Raw genomic sequence first — 18,199 nt, 5'->3', positions numbered from 1 at the left:
TTTCCGGTTTGGTTAACGTCGCGTTTGCGCTTATGAGCGCGGCGGAACGTCGCGCGTCGTCTCCCTCCCCCTCGCTGAAGCCGATCTTGACCCCCTCGCTGTATCAGACCCGCTTTGGGGTCTTCATTCTCGCTACCCTGTGCTGCGCGCTGTGGGGCAGCGCCTTTCCTGCTGTGAAGGGCGGCTACGCCCTGCTGCACATCGCTCAGGACGACATCGCCAGTCAGCTGGTTTTCGCCGGGTGGAGGTTCGCCCTGGCGGGACTGATCCTGCTGTTCGTCGCCGTCGCGCTGAAGAAGCCGGTGTTGAAGCTGGAACGACGACAGGCGGCGCAGGTCGCCTTGCTGGGCCTGACGCAGACGGCGATCCAGTACGTGTTCTTCTACATAGGTCTGGCGCACGCCAGCGGCGTAAAGTCGTCGATCATGAACTCCACCAGCGTCTTCTTCAGCGTGGTTCTGGCCCACTATCTGTATGCCGACGACCGCCTCAACGGGCGAAAGGCGCTCGGCTGCCTGGTCGGTTTTCTGGGCGTTGTCGTCGTCAATCTGGGCGGAGCAGGCCTGGGGTTCGACTTCAGCCTAATGGGCGAGGGCTTCATCGTCATCGCCGCCTTCGTGCTGGCGGCGGCCTCTATCTACGGCAAGCGGATTTCGCGCCGGCTCGACCCCATGGTCATGACGGGCTGGCAGTTGTTCATCGGCGGCGCCGTCCTGACCAGCGCCGGTTGGGCGGCGGGCGGCCATCTGGAGGCGCTGAACGCGGCCTCGGGCACGCTGCTGATCTATCTGGCGCTGCTGTCAGCGATCGCCTTCGCTGTCTGGAGCGTGCTGCTGAAGCACCATCCCGTCGGCCTGATCGCGGCCTTCAACTTCCTGATCCCGGTCTTCGGCGTGACGCTGTCTGCCGCATTCCTCGGCGAGTCGATGTTCAAATGGAGCTATCTGATCGCCTTGATCCTGGTCTGCGGCGGAATCTGGCTGGTCACCCGCTCCACACCCCCGGCCAGGCGCGCCTGACCCGCGCTTTCCGCTTGGATCGGTCGTGGCTTTACGGCTATGCACGCGGGCGCGCCGAGTCGCGCTGGACAGGTGGCCGAGTGGTTTAAGGCAGCGGTCTTGAAAACCGCCGTAGGTGGAAGCCTACCGTGGGTTCGAATCCCACTCTGTCCGCCAAACCGCAACGGCGCCTGCGCGTTCCCTAGCGCCGTGCCCGTCGCGTCGCACCCGCGACCGTTGCGGCGCCAACGGCTACGATGACAAAGTCCTCGATGATCCCGCTGCGGGTCTGGCCGATCCGACGCATGGCGGCCTTTCGACCGGCCAGCGTCAGATAGGCCAGCGGTATGGCGACGCTCACCGCAAGGGCGGCGCCGGCCCGTTCGCGGCCTCTGGGCGCTAGCGCCCCGCCGGCGATCGCAGCGCTGGCCGACCGGGCCAGCAAGCCGAGGAAAACCGTGCGATCCGGCGCGGATTCCATTTTGTCGCCCAGCAGTTCGCCAAGGCCCATCGCCAGCGCGCCATACCTGAACAACGGGTGATCGAGCAGCACGAGCCTGCCTGGAGTGGCGCGGCGGCCGAGCCGCGCTGCGGCGATGGCGGCCATGGGGGTCATCGACCGCGCGCTGGCGACAGCGCCGATCAGGGCCGATGGAAGCAGGTTGACGAAGCGCATGCAGGCTCAACCCTCCCCGAACCGGCGGGTTGCGTCGCGCCAGTCGCGCGTCGCGGCCACGTCGCCGTCGAAACGACCATCGCCGACAAGGTCGGCGGCGTAATCCTTGGCCACCTCATCGAGGTGCACTGTCTTGAACAGATCGCTTTCGCTCGCCTCGACGCCGACCCGGTCGAGCCCGGCGACATCGATCACGGCGATGTAGAAGGCCTGATCCGCCTTGTACTCCAGCGAGCCGTAGAGCTTCCCGTCGGCCGGATTAAAGGCCAGTTCTCCCCGGTGGCCGGTCCACCCGACCAGCGTGCCGATCAGCCGGCCCTGCAGGTCGTATTTGGCGAGCAGGTTGGTGAAGGAATAATAGATGTGGCCGCGTTCCAGATCGACGGCCACGCCCTGCACATGTCCGGAATCCCACGTCCCGCCGTGATGGATCGACGGCAAGTCAGCCAGAGGATCTTGCTCGGCCTTCGCGGCCCCCGCCTGGACGGTTAGCAATGCGGCGCACGTCACAGTGACGAACGTCACGCCTGCCCGCTTCAGCGACGCTTTACCAAACTTCATCCCTGCCCCCTGCGATGAGGAGGGGGTCTAGGGCGCGTCCATGATCGCTAGCCCACGGTTCGGCTACATTCCCGGCACGTTTGGGTGACGTTGGCTTTGCGATTGTTGCGAGATCGGACGAGCGCGATGGTCAATCGGCTCCCCCGCAATGGCGGCTTCGCCTGCGCGGGGCTGGCATCTGGTCCGGGTGATGGAGCCTTAACAGCGGTTCAGCATAGCGCTTAAGCGCGCGCTAAGGCTGTCTGATGGCCGGGCGTTAAGAGCCCGACCTTTATGGATCCTCCGCAATCAGGAGCCCATGAGGACGCCATGACCAAGTTGATGCGGCAGCACCGCTGCGCGCTTCTCGCAGCCGCCGTTGGCCTGATGGCCGTGGCTGCACCGCAGATCGCCACGGCCGGCCCGAAAGCTGGAAGCACATACCAATTGCGCGCTGTGGTGCCGGTCGCCTGCTGGGTGCGCCCTGACACCACCGTCGTGGCGCAAACAGGCCAGAGCGGATCTGTGATCGAGGCCTGCAACAGCCCTGGAGGGTTCACCATTTCCGCCGCCTATCGCCCGTTGAAAGCGACCGAGACCGCGCGCCTGACCTACGGGGAACGTTCGCTGAACCTCGCCAAGGCCGGCAACATGGAACTGCGCCGCTCGAACATGGCGGCTATTCGCACCATCGCCTACCGCTTTGATGAAGTTCAGCTGGAAGAGTCTCTGGTCCTCGCATTGACCATTCAGCCGATCTGACCAGCTCTCAAACGAGTTCCAAGACCCCCGCCCTACCCTGGCGGGGGTTTCTTTTTGCGGACCGCGCCAAGCAGCCGCCATCCATCGCCCGGCCTTACTTTCCATAATGACGCTGTTCGTTGATTTGTGTAATGTCCTTGAGAGCTCGGGCAGCCTGGGCTTCAAAGGGAGGGGACGGGGTGGGCCCGCGGGGGACGGTAGAGGCGCGTCGCTTCGACATTTCACCGATTGATGAATCCGCCTGCTCCGAGGCCTGGAGCAAGAGCTGCAGCCGCGCGGCGATGATTGTCACGCCCAGCCTGCATCTCTTATGGAGCAATGAGGAAGGCCAGCGGCTCCTCCACGTTGATCCAGATCTTGGGGAGGTCGGAGGGCGGCTCAGCTTCGCACAGCGCACCTCCCTGTTCGCCTTCACCGCCTTCTTGGAAGACCTGAACGACGAGCCGAAGGCCTGGGTCCTGGCGCGCCGCGACGGCGGCGGGGATTGCCTGATTATCCGGGCCGTGAACATCGCACTGGGCGACGCAGACGCAATCATCCTGGCTTTCAGCGACACCGCGGGCTCGCGCCGCCTGTGGGCCGACTTCGGTCCGGCCCTGGACCTGACCTCGGCCGAGACCACCTTGCTCAAACGCCTCGTGGACGGCGCTACTGTGACGGAAGCTGCGCGCGACCTGGGGGTGAGCCTTGAAACCGCGCGGACGCACGTCAAGCGCGCCTATGCCAAACTGGGCGTGAGCAGCCGCGAAGAGATGTTCGCCAAGATATCGCCCTTTCGGCTGTCCTGACCTACGGTCCAGCCGTCATGCGGCGGGACATGACGGCGGCGGTTCGCGGACAATGCGCACCACTTCATCCGACCGCTCCTGCCCCGCGCGCATCGCGGTCGTGCGGCTGACCTCGGATACCCAGCCGTCCGGCGCGTAGAGGATGGCGCGCATATCGCGCGTCATGCTGCTCGGTTCTGCCGAATTCGGCGTTTCGGCGCTGAACGAGCGCGCAAGCAGAACGCCACACCCGTCCGGGCTCCGCGCAACCGACTGCGCGCCTGACCGCGACACCTCTCCCGAAACCTGCAGCGGCTGTTCAAAACGGCCTTCAGGCAGAGGCTGCCTTGGCTGCATCTCCGCCAGCAAGGCGACGTCGCTCAACAACTGGGACAGCAACTGATCTGACGGCACACGGTCCAGCTGCGTCGCGACGGCCTCCCGCTCGCCCTGGTCCAGTCCGACTTCACCGAGCCGGGCGAGATAGGCTGAGCGCACGGACGGCCAGTCCGAAAAAGCCACAGGCCGACCGGAGGCGTCGGCGGCGACGACCACATCCACTCCGACCCAAGCCTGCAGAAGCCGTTCCAGCCCCGGATCGCGGCTATCGGTCAAGGCGGCTTCCAGCAAGCGGAACCGGAGGCTCATCTGACCTGCCGAGGCCGCCAGGGTTTCAAGTTCAAACTTCTGGCGGTTCACCTGGCGCGCCTCAACACCGCCGGTCTGGGCCGTCAGCTCGGTCTCGCTAACGAACACACGTCGATCACCGACGGCGTCCGGACGAAGCTGCACCTCTAGGGCGGAGACGGAGGCGGACGGGGTTGCCGACTCCGGGGTCTGGGGAGCGGCCAAAGCCAGGACGTAAAGCGCCGCCAAAACGAGTTTCATCCCGCGTCCCCCACCGGCCCCCTTATGAGGCTACGCAGCAACAATTCACCTGGCTGGCGAATTTCATAAGAATAATCATCAAATTAACTATTTTTTCTTTGGTTGCATACCCCATATTGGGGACGATTAACAAAACCCTAACGTGCTCCTTAGCCCTCAGATGAGGGAGCGGCGACATTCGCCGGGGGAGCAGATGCGAACAGCCTGTTTGCTTGCAGCCGCGATGCTGGTCACAGCGGGAACGGCGGCCAAGGCTGATGACGCCGGGCGCAAGGCGCTGGTGCTCGAAGCGGTCGGCCGTATTTCCCCCAAGTGCGACATCGGCGCCTTGGGCGGCGTTGATCTCGGCGACCTGCGACGCAGCGGCTTGGCCGTCGAGACACGCTTCGGCCTGAGCTGCAACGTCCCCTTCGACATCAATCTGCGCTCCGCCAACGGCGGGCTGGCGCATGAGACCCTGCCGCGCGGCCAGGGCCCGTACAGCGGCCTGGCGGCCTATCGCCTGGCGATCAACGTGCCCCTGGAAAGCGGGCATCCGGGCCGGGGCGGCCAAGGCGGCGCGGCGACCGGCGACTTCACCAGCCGGCAGTTGATGGCCGGTCAGGTGATCTCGAGCCGCGGCGGCGTCGCCTTCGACGGCGGTCGTCTGAACATAGAGATGATGGAGCCCGAAGGCGCCGGCCTGCTGGCCGGGCGCTACTGGGAAACCGTGGAGATCAGCCTCGTGCCGAGGCTGTAGGGACCGGCGATGATCGTGAAGCACAACGAGCGTCGAGCGGACGCCCGGCGCCCCAGCGGGCTGCTGAGCGGACTGTGCGAAAGCTCGGCGCGTGCCGCGCGGCCAAAGCGGGTGTGACTGGCGCAATCCTGCGCACTTCTTGGAGGAAGACTGAAATGAAAGCCTATCAACTGATCGCCGGCGTCGCTGCGCTGGCCCTGTCCGCAACCGCCGCTTCGGCCGGCAGCTTTAGCCAGAGCGCCTACAACATCGGGCCGTTGATCAGCGGCTCCAGCGACAACCAAAGCTTCCTTGGTGGCCAATCGGCCGCCAATGCTGGCAAGTTGGCCAACCTTCTCAGCGGCGGCGACGAAATCGCCTCGTGGATCTCGGCCTCGGGCAGCGTCGCCAACAACCGCGGCACAGCCGGCAACGACTCGGCCCAGTTCACGCTGAAGGGCGAAGTCTCGCAGGACTGCTCCTTCTACTCGGGCAACATCAACACCGTCCTGAACTTCGGCCAGATCGGCATCAACACGCTGGACAACGGCGGCGTTGACGACGCCTTCGACATGGTCAGCGCGGCCAACGCCTCGATCGAGACCAACACCGCGGGCTGCAACACCCGCAACGAAGTGCGCATCACCAAGGACAACGGCGCCATCGGCATGAAGTCGAACTACGCCGGCGCCTTCGACGGCGCCCAGTTCCAGGCCAACCTGCCCTACAAGGTTGACGCCAGCTGGACCGGCGTTCCCGCCGGCGCCGGTTCCGCGACCGCCACGACCCAAACGCTGAGCGTCGACACCAACCAAGCCGACGGCGTGAAGATTCAGGGCGCCTGGAAGTCGCACTTCAACGTCCACATCAACGTGCCGGTGCCGACCAAGTCGCTGGTCTCGGGCGTCTATCAGGACACCCTGACGATCGAACTGGCCGCCATCTAAAAACGGCTGAGTAAGACGCGAAGAAGCCCGCCCGGCCCTGTCGGGCGGGCTTCGACCGTTAATAGGTCATTGGCGTATCAGTGGCACGAATTCTGCATGACATCGGTACACGAGTCAGCGGGCCACGGGGAGGATCATTATGGGACCAGGGCTGAAAGAGCGGGCGGCGCCTCGCCCCCCTCGACACAAGAAGATGTCCCGTCTTGGGCTGGTCCTGGCCGCCACCCTGTTCCTGGGAATCACCGCCACCGCCGTCGAAGCGATGCGCGTATCGCCTATGGTCGCCGAAATCTCATCGCGCGGCGCGGGGTCCTCGGCCCGGATCGAAGTGCAGAACCTCGCAGCCAAGGCTCTGCCTTATGAGACGCGCATCACGCGCATCTCCTTCGACGCGGACGGGAAGCTGGTGGAAACCCCGGCGGACGAAGACTTCCTGGTGTTCCCCCCTCAGGGCGTCGTGCCCGTTCGCGGGCGTCAGGTGATCCGGGTCCAGTGGGTTGGCGACCCCGACATCGACGTGTCGCGCGCCTATTACGTCGGCATCCGCCAGCTTCCGGTCGAACTGGAGGAAGGCGCCAGCGGCGACCTCGCCGCCCAGGTCCAGGTCGTCTATCATATGAAGTCGCTGGTCACCGTCGCGCCTCCCGGGGCCACGGCTGACGTCTCGGTCGTCAGCGCCCGGGCGGTTGAAATCGACGCCGCCCCAGCCGCCCCCGTCATCGACGAGAGCGTCGGCGGCACGGGCGAGCCGGTCGCCCAGCCGGCCGCAGCCAAGGTTCCCGGCGTCGAGGTCCGCGTGCGCAACGCCGGACGCCGCTACGCCCTGATGAGCGGCGCCACCTGGTGGGTCGAGGGCCTTGGTCCCGACGGCGCGCGCACCGAGATCCGGCTGGACGCCTCCACGGTCAACGAAGCTGTGGGCGCCGGCTATCTGGAACCCCTGAAAGGCGATCGCACCTTCTACCTTCCGACCAACGTCGCCTTCTCGCCTGATGCGCCGATCAAGGTGCGCTTCAGCCAATGAAGCCGCGCCTCGTCCCCACGGCGATCCTGGCGTCGGTGCTGGCGTCGAACGGCGGTGCGCCCGCCGGCGCGGCGCCGTTCAACGAGGACGCGCCGATCATCACCGCGCCGCCGCGGTTCGAGGAACCGCCCCAGGCGCAGAGTCCAGAAGCGCCAGGCCCGCCTTCTGCCGCCGCCCAAACCAGCGACCAGCCGGCGGCGGTCGTGCGCCCGGACATCAACCCCTACAACCGCGACATCACCCTGACTGCGCCGCTGACGTTCAATAGACGGCCGCTGGGCGAAGTTCCGGTGACGCTGACCCGCGACGACCGCTTTATCGTCGATTCAGCCGGCTTCCTGGAGCTGATCACGCCGCTGCTTACCGACGAGGCGTCCGCTGCGCTGGCGTCGCGTCTGGCCGGTCAGCAGGGCTTCGAAGGCGAGGAATTGGCCGAACAAGGGGTGTCCCTCGAGTATGATCCGACGGCGCTGTCTCTGCTGGTGGTCCGCATCGCGCCCAACCTGCGGCGGCTCGAGGTCCTGTTCGAGCGCGGCGATCCCGAGGCGGAGGGTTTGGCGCCCCTGCCCTTCTCCGCCTTTCTGAACGCGGCGGCGTCCTGGAGCTATCGCCATGCGACCGGCGACGCCCCCGCGCCGAACGTCTATCTGAACGGCGCCAGCCGCTGGCGCGGGCTGGTGCTGGAGGCGGAGGTTCAAGGCCGCGAATCCCTGGGATCGGGCGACTATGAGTGGCTGCGGCGATACGCGCGCTTCGTCTTTGACCAGCCCCAGGACTACCGGCGCTGGACCCTCGGCGATCTCAACCCCGAGTTCCGGGGTCTGCAGGGGTATGCCGACGTAGGCGGCGTGGGGGTGACGCGCCAGCGACGCCGCTTCGATCCCTATCGGCCGAACGTGTTCCGTCAGGACCGGCAACTGCTGCTGCAGAGCGAATCCACGGTGCGTATCCTGCGCAACGGCGCCCTGGTGCGCGAACTGCGCCTGGATCCCGGCCAGTACGATCTGTCCAATCTGCCAGTGCAGACGGGGAGCAACGACCTCGAAGTCGTCGTGGTCGACGGTTCGGGGGCTTCGCAGTCCTATCGCTACAGCGCCTATATCGACTCGATCGACCTGGATCCCGGCGAGTATGAGTATGGCGGCTATTTCGGCGTGGCCGGGCGGCCCAGCTTCGGACAGCCCGATTATTCCGACGGCGACCTCGCCTTCACGGGCTACTGGCGCAAGGCCTTTATCGACAAGCCCGCCCTGGGGGTCGGCCTGCAGGCCAGCGAACGTGTCCAGATGGGCAACGCCCAGACCCAATTCATCCTGCGTAACGGGTCGCGCCTCAACCTTCAGGCCGGGGTCAGCAACAGCGACACCGCCGGCAGCGGCTACGCCGTGGTCGCGGCCTACGACTTCTATATCGACCGCCCCACCACCTCGGATTTCTTTACGGTCCAGTTCGAACACGTGTCGGAGGGGTTTGCGACCCTGTCGGACCCCGACGCCTCCAACCCCATCGCGTGGCAGGTCTATGGCCAGTATTCCCGCGTCTTCTCTGATCGCCTCTACGGCAGCGTGGGCCTGGCCTACAACAAGTCGCGGGACGACGCCGGGCTGGGCGATTCCTTCCGCTCGGACCTGACGGCCAACTACGCCATCAACCGCCAGTGGAGCGCTCAGGCGGGGGTGAACTACCTCAAGTATGAGGATACGCCCGGCGGCCGCCGCGATCGCGATGGCTGGGGTTTCACCCTAGCCCTGACCTGGCGTCCGTCCAGCGATGTGCGCGCCGACGCGCGCTACGATTCCAACCTGAACAGCGCTTCGGCCTCCTTCTACAAGATCCCGGAGAACCTGGCCGGATCGTTCGGCTATTCGGCTATCGCCACCTACGACGATGGTCCCGCCAGCCTGCTGGGCGGCGTCGACTATGTCGGCAATCGCTTCAACGCCTCGGTGTCACACGCCGGCTACGGCCAGGACTTCGGCTCAATTGGCGATCAGCAGGTCACGACCGCCAGCGTCTCGACGGCCATCGCCTTCGCCGGCGGCAAGGCGGCCATCGGGCGGCGGGTCGCCGACAGTTTCGCTATCCTGTACGGCCACCCCAGCCTGCAAGGGCGTCCGGTCATTGCCGGCGAGGTGCTGCGCGACGGCCGCTACTCGGCGGCCAGCGGCCCCCTCGGCCCGGTGCTGTATCCCTACCTGGGATCCTATGTGAACGATTCCGTCTACTACGACGTCATCGACGCGCCTCCCGGCTATGACATCGGCGAAGGCGTGCGCCGTGTCCGGCCGGCCTATCGCAGCGGCTATGCCTTCGAGATCGGGTCAGACGCCTTTGTCAGCGCGGTGGGCTCGGTCACCGGACGCGGCGCCGCCGGCCCTGCGCCGCTGTCGCTGATCGGCGGGCGCGTGATCGCCCTGGACGAGCCGGACGCTGCACCGCAGCCCTTCTTCACCAATAGCGTCGGCCGGTTCGCCGTCCAGGGGTTGAAGCCGGGCGGGCGCTATCGCGTTGAACTGTTCACCGATCCCAGGGGCGGTTTCGACTTCACCGTCCCGGCCGACAATGACGGCCTCTACAATCTGCGTGTCGTTCACGTCGACATCGCTGCGCCCGAGGGAGATTAAGCATGAGCGTTCTTCAAAAGCGTGCGGCGGCAGCCTTAGCCGGCATCGCCCTGATCGCCTCGCTGGCCGCGGCCGGCGCCGCCGCGGCGCAGGCGTCCCGGCCGTCGTCGGGTTGCCTGTTGCGGATCGAGCCGCAGTTGGCCCGGTGGGAAATCCGCGGTTATGACCCCTATGGAGGCGATGCTGCCTTCGCCAGCTTCGATATCGCCTGGTCAAACGAAGGCGAGGCGCCCTGCGATGGCGAGGTCGAGGTCAACACTCGGGGCTTGCCGTTCGGCTTGCGGCCCGACACTGGGCCGAGCGGCCGGTGGTCGACCCTGCCCTACAGCCTGACCGACGAATATTCAGCGGTTGACCTGACCCCGGTCGTTGGTCGCTCGCAGTCGCGGCCGGGGGCTGCGATGACGCTGCAACCCGGTGCGCGCGTGGTGCGCCGCTACCGGTTCGAGGTCGATGTCGATCAACTCAGCCGGGACGGCCTGTTCGAGCAGACGGTGCAGTTCGCCTTCCGCTCCAAGGACAATCGGATCACCGTCGACAAACTGCTGGTGCTTGCGCTCAACGTCCAGCCGTCGGCCGTGATGGGGCTGCGCGGCGCCTTCATCCGCACGGACGGCGGCGGACGGATCGAGCTGGGCGAGTTGGCCGAGGGCGGGACCAACCTGCCATTGCAGGTGTGGGTCAAGAGCACCGGCGGCTACCGCGTCGCGGTCTCCTCGCGCAACAAGGGTCGGCTGGTCCTGGCCGAGGACTCCTCCTGGTGGGTTCCTTATCGTCTGAGCCTGGGCAACCGTCCCATCAACCTTGGCGTCGGCGGCCAGGTCGAGAGCCGCACGGGCACCGGGCTGGGCGAGGACGCGTATGACCTGCAGCTACAGGTGGGCGAAACGGCGCGACGCCGGGCGGGGCTCTACTCCGACCTCATCGAACTGACCGTGGCGCCGATCTAGGTCAGCGCTCGACGCCGCCTATCGCATTGTCGACGGCTCGACCTTGGTGTCGACAGGCTGATCCAGGTCGATGCCCGCCAGGTCGTAGCCGCGACGGAAGTCCATGATGTGCCGCTCCATCCAGTCGCGCGCGGCGACGGCGTCGCCCTGCCGTAACGCAACCAGGATTTCCCGGTGCGCCTCAAGCACGCGCGCCGGCGACAAGTCCGCCGTCCGTGGGTGGCGGAACAGTTTTTCCAGCGACGGATAGAACAGCAGCGACACCGGTTCGCGCGACATCAGCAGCACCCGATTGCGGGCGGCCTCAGCGATCAGGGCGTGAAACTCGACGTCGAGGGCGATGATGGAACGGCCCTCGGACAGCGCAGTGTCCATAGCGGCGACATTGGCTTCCAGCTTTTCGATGACAGCCGCGTCGATCAGCGGCGCGGCCATCTCGACCGCCCAGACCTCCAGCCTCAACGCCACCACCCACAACTCGCGGAAGGTCACACCCTGCATAAGCAAGGCGCGGGAACCGCGCGGCGCCAAGTCTTCATGATGAGGCAAAACAGCGTGCAGGCGCCGTCCCGCTTCTCGCCGGACCAGACCGCTCTGTTCCAGCGCTCGCATCCCTTCGCGAACCGTGTGCCGCGTGACGCCGAACTGTTCAGCCAGTTCCGTTTCCGTCGGCAGAGGCGAGCCCATGGGAATCCGACCGCTGAGGATTTCCTCCTCCAACGCCCGGTGAACCGCCTCATACGCCTTGGGGATCGCCAGACGCTTCAGGTGATTTGCCATCTAGACTCTCTTTGTCCAACAATCCAACAATAGGTTATCAGGCATCGATCAGGCCGCCAATGGCCGGATCGCCCACGACCGCCGCCCTGGAGCACCGACCGCATGACCCATCCGCTGATCGTCCGTCGCGACCTGGATTTCATGCTGAATGACTGGCTGAAGATGGAGACCCTGTTCGAGGCCCCAGCATTCTCCGAGCACAGCCGCGAGAGCATCGACGCTGTGCTGGACCTGTCAGAAGCCCTGGCCGTCGATCTGTTCCTGCCCCACTACAAGGCGGCCGATGCGGCTGAGCCTCGGCTGGAGGATGGGCGGGTGATCACCCTGCCGGCGATCAGGACCGCTCTGGAGCAATACGCAGAGCTTGGCCTGTTCTCTGCGGGGTTCGGGGAGGATCTGGGCGGGTTGGGCCTGCCCTACCTCGCCTGTTCGGCGTCGTTCGCCTTCTTCGGCGCCGCCAACATCGCCACGGCGGCCTATCCGATGCTGACCACGGCCAACGCCCGCCTGATCGCGGAGTTCGGCACGCCGGCTCAGACCGAGGCCTTCGCCCTGCCCCAGATCGCGGGCCGGTGGTTCGGCACCATGTGCCTGTCGGAGCCGCAGGCCGGCTCGAACCTGGCGGACGTGCGCACCCGCGCAGTGATCGATGGCGAGGACGAGCTGGGCGCCCGCTATCGCCTGTCGGGCAACAAGATGTGGATCTCGGGCGGCGATCAGGACATCAGCGACAACATCGTCCATCTGGTGCTGGCCAAGATCCCGCTGGACGACGGCGCCTTGCCGGACGGCACCAAGGGCCTGTCGCTGTTCATCGTGCCAAAGGTGCTGCCTGACGGTCAGCGCAACGACATCAGCGTTGCGGGCCTCAATCACAAGATGGGCTATCGCGGCACGGCCAACTGCCTGCTGAACTTTGGCGAGGGCGACGGCGCGATTGGCTGGCGCATCGGCGAGCCGGGGCGCGGCCTGCAACAGATGTTCCTGATGATGAACGAGGCGCGCATCGGCGTGGGGCTGGGCGCCGCCGCCCTGGGCTATCGCGGCTATCGCCACGCGCTCGCCTACGCGCAGGAACGGCTGCAGGGCCAGCGGCCGGGCCACGCCGGTTCGGTCGCCATCATTGAACACCCCGACGTTCGCCACATGCTGCTGACGCAGAAGGCCTACGCTGAAGGCGCGCTGGCGCTGTGTCTGTATTGCGCCAAGCTGGTCGATCAGCCCGACGATCCTGACGCCGCCGCCCTGCTGGGCCTGCTGACGCCCGTAGCCAAGACCTGGCCGTCGGAATACGGCCTGGCCGCCAACGACATCGCCATCCAGATTCACGGCGGATACGGCTACACGCGCGATTTCGACGTGGAGCAGCTCTATCGCGACAACCGGCTGAACCCGATCCACGAGGGCACGACCGGGATTCAGGGGCTCGACCTGCTGGGCCGCAAGATCCTGCGCGCCGACGGAGCCGGGCTTGGCGTGTTGGAACGTCGGCTGAACGCGACCTGCGATCAGGCTGCACAGAGCACCGATCTGGCCGCCGCCGCTGACGCCCTGCGCACCGCCTGGCAAGAGATCCAGCGCGCCCTGAAGGCGATCCAAAACCTGCCCGAAGCGACCCGCATGGACAATGCGACCGCCTTCCTGCGCGCGTTCGGCCATGTCGTCATGGCCTGGCTATGGCTGGATCAGGCCAGGGCGGCCAGCCAGGCGCCCGCCGACGCCTTCCACGCAGGCAAGGTGACCGCCTGCCTCTACTTCTTCGAGTTCGAACTTCCCAAGGTCGGCGCCTGGCTGGCCGCAGCCGTCTCGGCCAGCGACCTGACCGGCGCCATGCGCAACGACAGCTTCTGATCCCTCCTCCCCCTCCTGCATCCTATCGAGATCGACCATGACCGACGTCTTCATCGTCTCCGCCGTCCGCACCGCCATCGGGACCTTCGGCGGCTCGCTCAAGAACCACGCCCCGACCGAACTGGGGGCGCTGGTGACGCGCGAGGCCATCGCGCGCTCGGGGCTCAATGCTGAACAGGTCGGCCATGTCGTGTTCGGCCAGGTGATCCCGACCGAGCCGAAAGACGCCTATCTGGCGCGTGTCGCCGCGGTGAACGGCGGCGTTCCGCACGCGACGCCCGCCATGACGGTAAACCGGCTGTGCGGGTCGGGCCTGCAGGCCATCGTCTCGGCGGCGCAGGCGATCCAGCTGGGCGACTGCCAGGTCGCGATCGGCGGCGGCGCCGAGGTCATGAGCCGCGCGCCCTTCCTGTCGACGGGCATGCGCTGGGGCCGCAAGATGGGCGATGAAACGCTGATCGACGCCCTGAACGGCGCCCTGACCGATCCGTTCGGCGACATCCTGATGGGCGTCACGGCCGAGAATGTCGCCGACCGTTACAGCGTCAGTCGCGACGATCAGGACCAGTTGGCCCTGATCAGCCAGACCCGCGCCGCCCAGGCCATCGCCGAGGGCCGCTTCATCGATCAGATCCTGCCCGTCGAGATCAAGGTGCGCGGCAAGGCCGCCCAGTTCGCGATCGATGAACACGTCCGCGAGACTTCTCTGGAGGATCTCGCCCGACTGCGTCCGCTGTTCCGCAAGGAGAACGGCACGGTTACGGCGGGCAACGCGTCGGGCGTCAACGACGGCGCGGCCGCCCTGGTCCTGGCCGACGAAGCGACGGTCAAGGCTCAGGGGCTCAAGCCGATGGCCCGTTTGGTCGCCTATGCGCACCAGGGCGTCGATCCGGCCTATATGGGCATCGGTCCCGTGCCCGCGACCCGTGCGGTTCTTGAGCGCGCCGGGCTGAGCGTCGCCGATCTGGACGTGATCGAGGCCAACGAAGCGTTCGCGGCCCAGGCCTGCGCCGTCAGCCGCGAGCTGGGCTTTGACCCGGCGAAGGTCAATCCGAACGGCAGCGGCATCTCGCTCGGCCACCCGGTCGGCGCCACCGGCGCCATCATCACCACGAAACTGGTGCATGAGCTGCAGCGCGTCGGAGGCCGCTACGGCCTGGCCACCATGTGCATCGGCGGCGGCCAGGGCATCGCCGCAATCTTCGAACGGGTCTGATTGGTTGCTTTAAGGGGACGGATGAACTCCGTCCCCTTATCGTCTCTATTTCATAGAACTTCTAACCCGCCCCGCCCTAGGCGGTCACCGGGCCTTCGACGCCTGCCGAAGCCATTTCCTGGGCCGCCTGCTGGAAGCCGAAGGCGGGGACCGCTTCGCCGGCGCGGTCGCTGGCCTCAGCCCAGCGCGCGATCAGCTGTTCGCCGGCGTCCTCGGCCCCGCCGATGCGCACGCCCTGTGTCAGGGTGATGTTGGCCGTGGCGAAGTGGCCGGCGCCCGCGCACAGGATGGCGCGCGTCGGGGCGTCGTCGCCGACCAGGGCCAGCAGGCCGGGGCTGACCAGGGCCGGGTCCAGCGCCTTCAGCACCTCGTCGGACAGGATGCCCGCCGTCATCTGCGTCGCCGCGGTCGGGGCCAGGGCGTTGACCTTGATGTCGTATTTGGCGCCCTCGATGGCCAGGGTCTGCATCAGCCCGACCTGGGCCAGCTTGGCCGCGCCGTAGTTGGCCTGGCCGAAGTTGCCATACAGGCCCGACGACGAGGTGGTCATGACAATGCGGCCGTAGGTCTGGGCGCGCATGATCTCCCACACCGCCTTGGAGCAGATGGCGGCGCCCATCAGGTGCACGTCCACCACCAGGCGGAAGTCGTCCATCGTCATCTTGGCGAAGCTCTTGTCGCGCAGGATGCCGGCGTTGTTGACCAGGATGTCGATCCGGCCCCAGGCCTGCATCGCCGCCTCGACCATCGCCTGCACCGCGTCCACGTCGGTCACCGACCCGGCCGCCGCCATCGCCTGGCCGCCCGCCGCGACGATCTCGTCGACCACGCCTTTCGCCGCCGCCTCGGCCAGATCATTGACCACGACCCGCGCGCCCTGCGAGGCCAGATACAGCGCGTGACAGCGGCCCAGACCCCCGCCCGAACCCGTCACGATCGCCACTCGGTCCTTCAGCAACATCCCTGCAAACTCCTGTCTTGAAACTAGTAAACGTCAGGTCTTGGCGATCAGCGCGCGCCGTATTCAGCGCGCAGCTTCAGCTTGTCGATCTTGCCGGTGGCGGCGAGCGGCATCCGCTCCAGCCTGTAGACGGCATCGGGAATCCACCATGACGCCACCCGCCCCTTCAGCGGCTCCAGCAGAGCCTCGTCATCTGCGGGCGCGTCGGCCGAAAGCTCCACCAGCAGGATCGGACGCTCGCCCCATTTCGGGTCCGTCTTGCCTATGACGGCCGCCAGCGCCACCCCCGGCAAGGCGCCGACGACGGCTTCGATCTCGGCGGGGTTGATCCATTCACCGCCGGACTTGATCAGATCCTTGGCCCGGCCGGTGATGGTCAGGTTGCCCTCTTCGTCCAGTCGCGCCAGATCGCCCGTGGCGAACCAGCCGTCGGCGTCGACGGCGTCCTGATCCTGGCCGAAATAACGGCGCACGACGGCGGCGCCGCGAACCTTCAGATGGCCCTCGAAGCCGCGTTGTTCGGGCAAAGGCTGTCCCGCTTCATCCGTCAGCAACAGGTCGACCCCCACGGCCGGACGCCCGGAAACCGCCGCCGACCGGCGCAGTTCCTGCGGCGAGGCGACCGTGCCGGAGGGCGACAGCTCGGTCATGCCCCAGCTGGTCTGAACGATAACCCCCAGCCGCTTCTCGATCCGCTCCATCAAGGCCGGGGCCAGAGGCGCGCCGCCCATGATGATCCGCTCCAGCGACGGCAGCTCCAGCCCCGCCGCCTCGACGTGCTCCAGCAGGGACAGCCAGACGGTCGGCACGCCCACGCCCGCCGTCACGCCCTCGGCGATGATCAGACGCGCCAGACTGGCGCCGTCCAGTCGCCGCCCCGGCAGCACCAGCTTGGCCCCGACCGCCGCCGTGGCGAACGGCAGGCCCCAGGCGTTGGCGTGGAACATCGGCACCACGGCCAGCAGGCTGTCTCGGCTGGTCACCGCCATGACGTCGGCCTGGAGCACCCTCAAGGTGTGCAGGAAGCTCGAGCGGTGAGTGTAGGTCACGCCCTTGGGCGCCCCGGTCGTGCCCGAGGTGAAGCACAGGCCGCAGGGCGCGGTTTCGGGGAAGTCGCCCCATACGACCGGAGGATGCGCCTCGGCCAGCAGCGGCTCCAGCGCGGCGACCTCGGCCCGGCCTTGCGGCACGCCGGGCGCCCCCTCGGCCTGATCCAGCACCAGGATGCGAGAAAGATGCGGCGACAGCTCGGCGATGCGGCTGGCCAGGTCCATCAGGTCGGGACTGATGAACAGGATTTTCGCCTCGGACTGGGCCAGCATGGCGGCCAGTTGCTCGGCCGTCAGGCGCGGGTTCAGCGTGTGGCAGACCGCGCCCATGCCCATGATGGCGAACCAGGCCTCGACATGGCCCTGAGTATTCCAGGCCAGGGTGGCCACTCGCTCGCCCTGCCCTACGCCCCAGTGACGCAGAAGCGCGGAAATCTTAAGGCTGCGGCTGCGCAGGGCGGCATAGCCGATGCGCGCGACCGACCCGTCGTCACGCGTCGTCGCCACTTCCGCGTTCGGACGCCATTTGGCGGCGTGATCCAGGAATTTGTCGAGAGTCAGGGGAAAGGACTGAACGTCCCCGTCGTTCATCATCATGGGTTGCGTATCCCTTCGGGCGCGCGTCGGCGCCGCTAACGCGAAACAGGAGTCGGCCAGGCAGCCGCAATCAATCGTTGGACAGAGCGCCAGTCATCGCCGCCAGGGCCGCCGCTTCCCGAGAGCCGCCCGCGCCTTCGCAGATGGCCATGAAGCCTGCGGCCATGAAGCGGGCCATCCGGTTCTTGACCGCTTCGAAATCGTCAGAGTCGCACAGCCCCCCCGACAGGCGGTTGATCCGTCCCGTGCGCGCCAGCGTCAGCATCAGGGCGCCGGTGACGAAGTGGTAGCCCCAGAAGATGTCTTCCTCGGCGCAGTCCGGCAGGGCCCTCTTCAGCAGCTCGATCAGCTTCAACACCACCGGATCGAAGTGGAAGTCCATCAGCTCGGCGCCGTAGGGCGTGTTCGAGGACAGGGCGCCGAGCACGCCATAGTTCTTCCAGTTCTCCCCGCCCTGACTGTAGAGGTCCAGGTCCGTGTCGAGGAAGGCGCGAAGGGCCGCCTCGACCGTCGGGCGACCGCCCTCCGCCGCCGCCTCGCAGTCCTCCAGCGCCTTCATCCGCAGGGCGACGGTGACGCCCGCACGCCGGGCGATGACGTCGTCGTAGAGCTTCTTCTTGTCGGTGAAGTAGTAGTTCAGCAGGGTGTGGTGGACCCCGACCCGCTGGGCCACATCCTTCAGCGTCACCCCGTACAGACCGTGCACCGAGAACAGATACTCGGCCGCGTCGAGGATCTGCTCCATAGTTTCGGCGCGCTGCTCGACCTTGCTGCGACGCGGTCGGGCGGCGGGCTTGCGAGGTGCGACGGAAGATTTCGGTGCGGCATCAGACGCCATGACGTTCTCTTTA

At 66.7% G+C, this 18,199-nt stretch carries 17 protein-coding genes and 1 tRNA gene; 11 read left to right on the top strand and 7 right to left on the bottom strand.

The features are described from left to right. The first annotated feature begins 86 nt into the window (after nt 1–86). On the top strand, nt 87–1,019 hold the full coding sequence (locus H9656_RS02430; RefSeq protein WP_191742674.1) for a DMT family transporter: 933 nt from the start codon (nt 87–89) through the stop codon (nt 1,017–1,019). A 66-nt stretch (nt 1,020–1,085) separates the two neighbouring features. Then, a tRNA-Ser gene (locus H9656_RS02425) sits at nt 1,086–1,175 on the top strand. A 25-nt stretch (nt 1,176–1,200) separates the two neighbouring features. Here H9656_RS02425 and H9656_RS02420 read toward each other — a convergent pair. Both H9656_RS02420 and H9656_RS02415 read right to left on the bottom strand, forming a co-directional pair. After that, nucleotides 1,201–1,674 carry a hypothetical protein gene (locus H9656_RS02420; RefSeq protein WP_191742673.1) on the bottom strand — a complete coding sequence of 158 codons (474 nt, stop codon included), beginning with the start codon at nt 1,672–1,674 and terminating at the stop codon, nt 1,201–1,203. Nucleotides 1,675–1,680: 6 nt separating this feature from the next. After that, nucleotides 1,681–2,235 (bottom strand): hypothetical protein, encoded by a 555-nt coding sequence (locus H9656_RS02415; protein WP_191742672.1) that lies wholly within the window; start codon nt 2,233–2,235, stop codon nt 1,681–1,683. 309 nt (nt 2,236–2,544) lie between these two features. Between H9656_RS02415 and H9656_RS02410 the strand changes: the two genes are divergently transcribed. Both H9656_RS02410 and H9656_RS02405 read left to right on the top strand, forming a co-directional pair. Next, nucleotides 2,545–2,976 carry a hypothetical protein gene (locus tag H9656_RS02410; RefSeq protein ID WP_191742671.1) on the top strand — a complete coding sequence of 144 codons (432 nt, stop codon included), beginning with the start codon at nt 2,545–2,547 and terminating at the stop codon, nt 2,974–2,976. 281 nt (nt 2,977–3,257) lie between these two features. After that, nucleotides 3,258–3,764: a helix-turn-helix transcriptional regulator gene (locus H9656_RS02405; RefSeq protein ID WP_191742670.1), complete on the top strand. Its 507-nt coding sequence runs from the start codon at nt 3,258–3,260 to the stop codon at nt 3,762–3,764. 15 nt (nt 3,765–3,779) lie between these two features. Here the strand turns inward: H9656_RS02405 and H9656_RS02400 are convergent, their stop codons facing one another. Then, complete coding sequence (locus tag H9656_RS02400; protein ID WP_191742669.1) at nt 3,780–4,619, bottom strand: hypothetical protein; 840 nt, start codon at nt 4,617–4,619, stop codon at nt 3,780–3,782. A gap of 220 nt (nt 4,620–4,839) precedes the next feature. On the opposite strand from H9656_RS02400, the gene H9656_RS02395 reads away from it, so the two are divergent. The 5 genes from H9656_RS02395 to H9656_RS02375 all read left to right on the top strand — a co-directional run bounded on the left by H9656_RS02395 (nt 4,840) and on the right by H9656_RS02375 (nt 10,894). Next, nucleotides 4,840–5,370, top strand: a complete 531-nt coding sequence (locus H9656_RS02395) for a hypothetical protein (protein WP_191742668.1) — start codon at nt 4,840–4,842, stop codon at nt 5,368–5,370. 155 nt (nt 5,371–5,525) lie between these two features. Beyond that, nucleotides 5,526–6,296, top strand: coding sequence for a spore coat protein U domain-containing protein (locus tag H9656_RS02390; protein WP_191742667.1), 771 nt, complete (start codon nt 5,526–5,528; stop codon nt 6,294–6,296). A gap of 193 nt (nt 6,297–6,489) precedes the next feature. Further along, on the top strand, nt 6,490–7,320 hold the full coding sequence (locus H9656_RS02385; RefSeq protein ID WP_191742666.1) for a fimbrial biogenesis chaperone: 831 nt from the start codon (nt 6,490–6,492) through the stop codon (nt 7,318–7,320). Continuing rightward, nucleotides 7,317–9,944, top strand: coding sequence for a fimbria/pilus outer membrane usher protein (locus H9656_RS02380; RefSeq protein ID WP_191742665.1), 2,628 nt, complete (start codon nt 7,317–7,319; stop codon nt 9,942–9,944). Before H9656_RS02385 ends, H9656_RS02380 begins: the two co-directional genes overlap by 4 nt. A 2-nt stretch (nt 9,945–9,946) precedes the next feature. Beyond that, a complete protein-coding gene (locus H9656_RS02375) occupies nt 9,947–10,894 on the top strand; it encodes a hypothetical protein (protein WP_191742664.1) in 948 nt (315 codons plus the stop codon). Between the two features lie 18 nt (nt 10,895–10,912). Here the strand turns inward: H9656_RS02375 and H9656_RS02370 are convergent, their stop codons facing one another. Further along, nucleotides 10,913–11,674 (bottom strand): FadR/GntR family transcriptional regulator, encoded by a 762-nt coding sequence (locus H9656_RS02370; protein ID WP_191742663.1) that lies wholly within the window; start codon nt 11,672–11,674, stop codon nt 10,913–10,915. Nucleotides 11,675–11,776: 102 nt separating this feature from the next. Here H9656_RS02370 and H9656_RS02365 point away from each other — a divergent pair, with 102 nt between their 5' ends. Together H9656_RS02365 and H9656_RS02360 are read left to right on the top strand one after the other, a co-directional pair. After that, entirely contained in the window at nt 11,777–13,525 is a 1,749-nt protein-coding gene (locus H9656_RS02365) for an acyl-CoA dehydrogenase (protein ID WP_191742662.1), read from the top strand. Between the two features lie 37 nt (nt 13,526–13,562). Then, a complete protein-coding gene (locus H9656_RS02360; protein ID WP_191742661.1) occupies nt 13,563–14,741 on the top strand; it encodes an acetyl-CoA C-acyltransferase family protein in 1,179 nt (392 codons plus the stop codon). 76 nt (nt 14,742–14,817) lie between these two features. Here H9656_RS02360 and H9656_RS02355 read toward each other — a convergent pair whose 3' ends face one another. The 3 genes from H9656_RS02355 to H9656_RS02345 all read right to left on the bottom strand — a co-directional run bounded on the left by H9656_RS02355 (nt 14,818) and on the right by H9656_RS02345 (nt 18,186). Then, nucleotides 14,818–15,702, bottom strand: coding sequence for an SDR family NAD(P)-dependent oxidoreductase (locus H9656_RS02355; protein ID WP_191742660.1), 885 nt, complete (start codon nt 15,700–15,702; stop codon nt 14,818–14,820). Between the two features lie 47 nt (nt 15,703–15,749). Beyond that, entirely contained in the window at nt 15,750–17,348 is a 1,599-nt protein-coding gene (locus H9656_RS02350; protein ID WP_225212194.1) for an AMP-binding protein, read from the bottom strand. Between the two features lie 70 nt (nt 17,349–17,418). Further along, nucleotides 17,419–18,186 carry a TetR/AcrR family transcriptional regulator gene (locus H9656_RS02345; RefSeq protein WP_191742659.1) on the bottom strand — a complete coding sequence of 256 codons (768 nt, stop codon included), beginning with the start codon at nt 18,184–18,186 and terminating at the stop codon, nt 17,419–17,421. Nucleotides 18,187–18,199: the final 13 nt, after the last annotated feature.

It is taken from the genome of Brevundimonas guildfordensis, assembly GCF_014836405.1.
Classification (GTDB): Bacteria; Pseudomonadota; Alphaproteobacteria; order Caulobacterales; family Caulobacteraceae; genus Brevundimonas; species Brevundimonas guildfordensis.
Note: the sequence above shows the minus strand (reverse complement) of the source record. Positions and strands in the feature narration are given on the sequence as shown.

What these genes read in the sequence shown, in the direction of transcription:
- H9656_RS02420 (WP_191742673.1), bottom strand. Translation starts at nt 1,674, where the DNA reads ATGCGCTTCGTCAACCTGCTTCCATCGGCCCTGATCGGCGCTGTCGCC.
- H9656_RS02415 (WP_191742672.1), bottom strand. Translation starts at nt 2,235, where the DNA reads ATGAAGTTTGGTAAAGCGTCGCTGAAGCGGGCAGGCGTGACGTTCGTC.
- H9656_RS02410 (WP_191742671.1), top strand. Translation starts at nt 2,545, where the DNA reads ATGACCAAGTTGATGCGGCAGCACCGCTGCGCGCTTCTCGCAGCCGCC.
- H9656_RS02405 (WP_191742670.1), top strand. Translation starts at nt 3,258, where the DNA reads ATGATTGTCACGCCCAGCCTGCATCTCTTATGGAGCAATGAGGAAGGC.
- H9656_RS02390 (WP_191742667.1), top strand. Translation starts at nt 5,526, where the DNA reads ATGAAAGCCTATCAACTGATCGCCGGCGTCGCTGCGCTGGCCCTGTCC.
- H9656_RS02385 (WP_191742666.1), top strand. Translation starts at nt 6,490, where the DNA reads ATGTCCCGTCTTGGGCTGGTCCTGGCCGCCACCCTGTTCCTGGGAATC.
- H9656_RS02380 (WP_191742665.1), top strand. Translation starts at nt 7,317, where the DNA reads ATGAAGCCGCGCCTCGTCCCCACGGCGATCCTGGCGTCGGTGCTGGCG.
- H9656_RS02375 (WP_191742664.1), top strand. Translation starts at nt 9,947, where the DNA reads ATGAGCGTTCTTCAAAAGCGTGCGGCGGCAGCCTTAGCCGGCATCGCC.
- H9656_RS02370 (WP_191742663.1), bottom strand. Translation starts at nt 11,674, where the DNA reads ATGGCAAATCACCTGAAGCGTCTGGCGATCCCCAAGGCGTATGAGGCG.
- H9656_RS02365 (WP_191742662.1), top strand. Translation starts at nt 11,777, where the DNA reads ATGACCCATCCGCTGATCGTCCGTCGCGACCTGGATTTCATGCTGAAT.
- H9656_RS02360 (WP_191742661.1), top strand. Translation starts at nt 13,563, where the DNA reads ATGACCGACGTCTTCATCGTCTCCGCCGTCCGCACCGCCATCGGGACC.
- H9656_RS02355 (WP_191742660.1), bottom strand. Translation starts at nt 15,702, where the DNA reads ATGTTGCTGAAGGACCGAGTGGCGATCGTGACGGGTTCGGGCGGGGGT.
- H9656_RS02350 (WP_225212194.1), bottom strand. Translation starts at nt 17,348, where the DNA reads ATGATGATGAACGACGGGGACGTTCAGTCCTTTCCCCTGACTCTCGAC.
- H9656_RS02345 (WP_191742659.1), bottom strand. Translation starts at nt 18,186, where the DNA reads ATGGCGTCTGATGCCGCACCGAAATCTTCCGTCGCACCTCGCAAGCCC.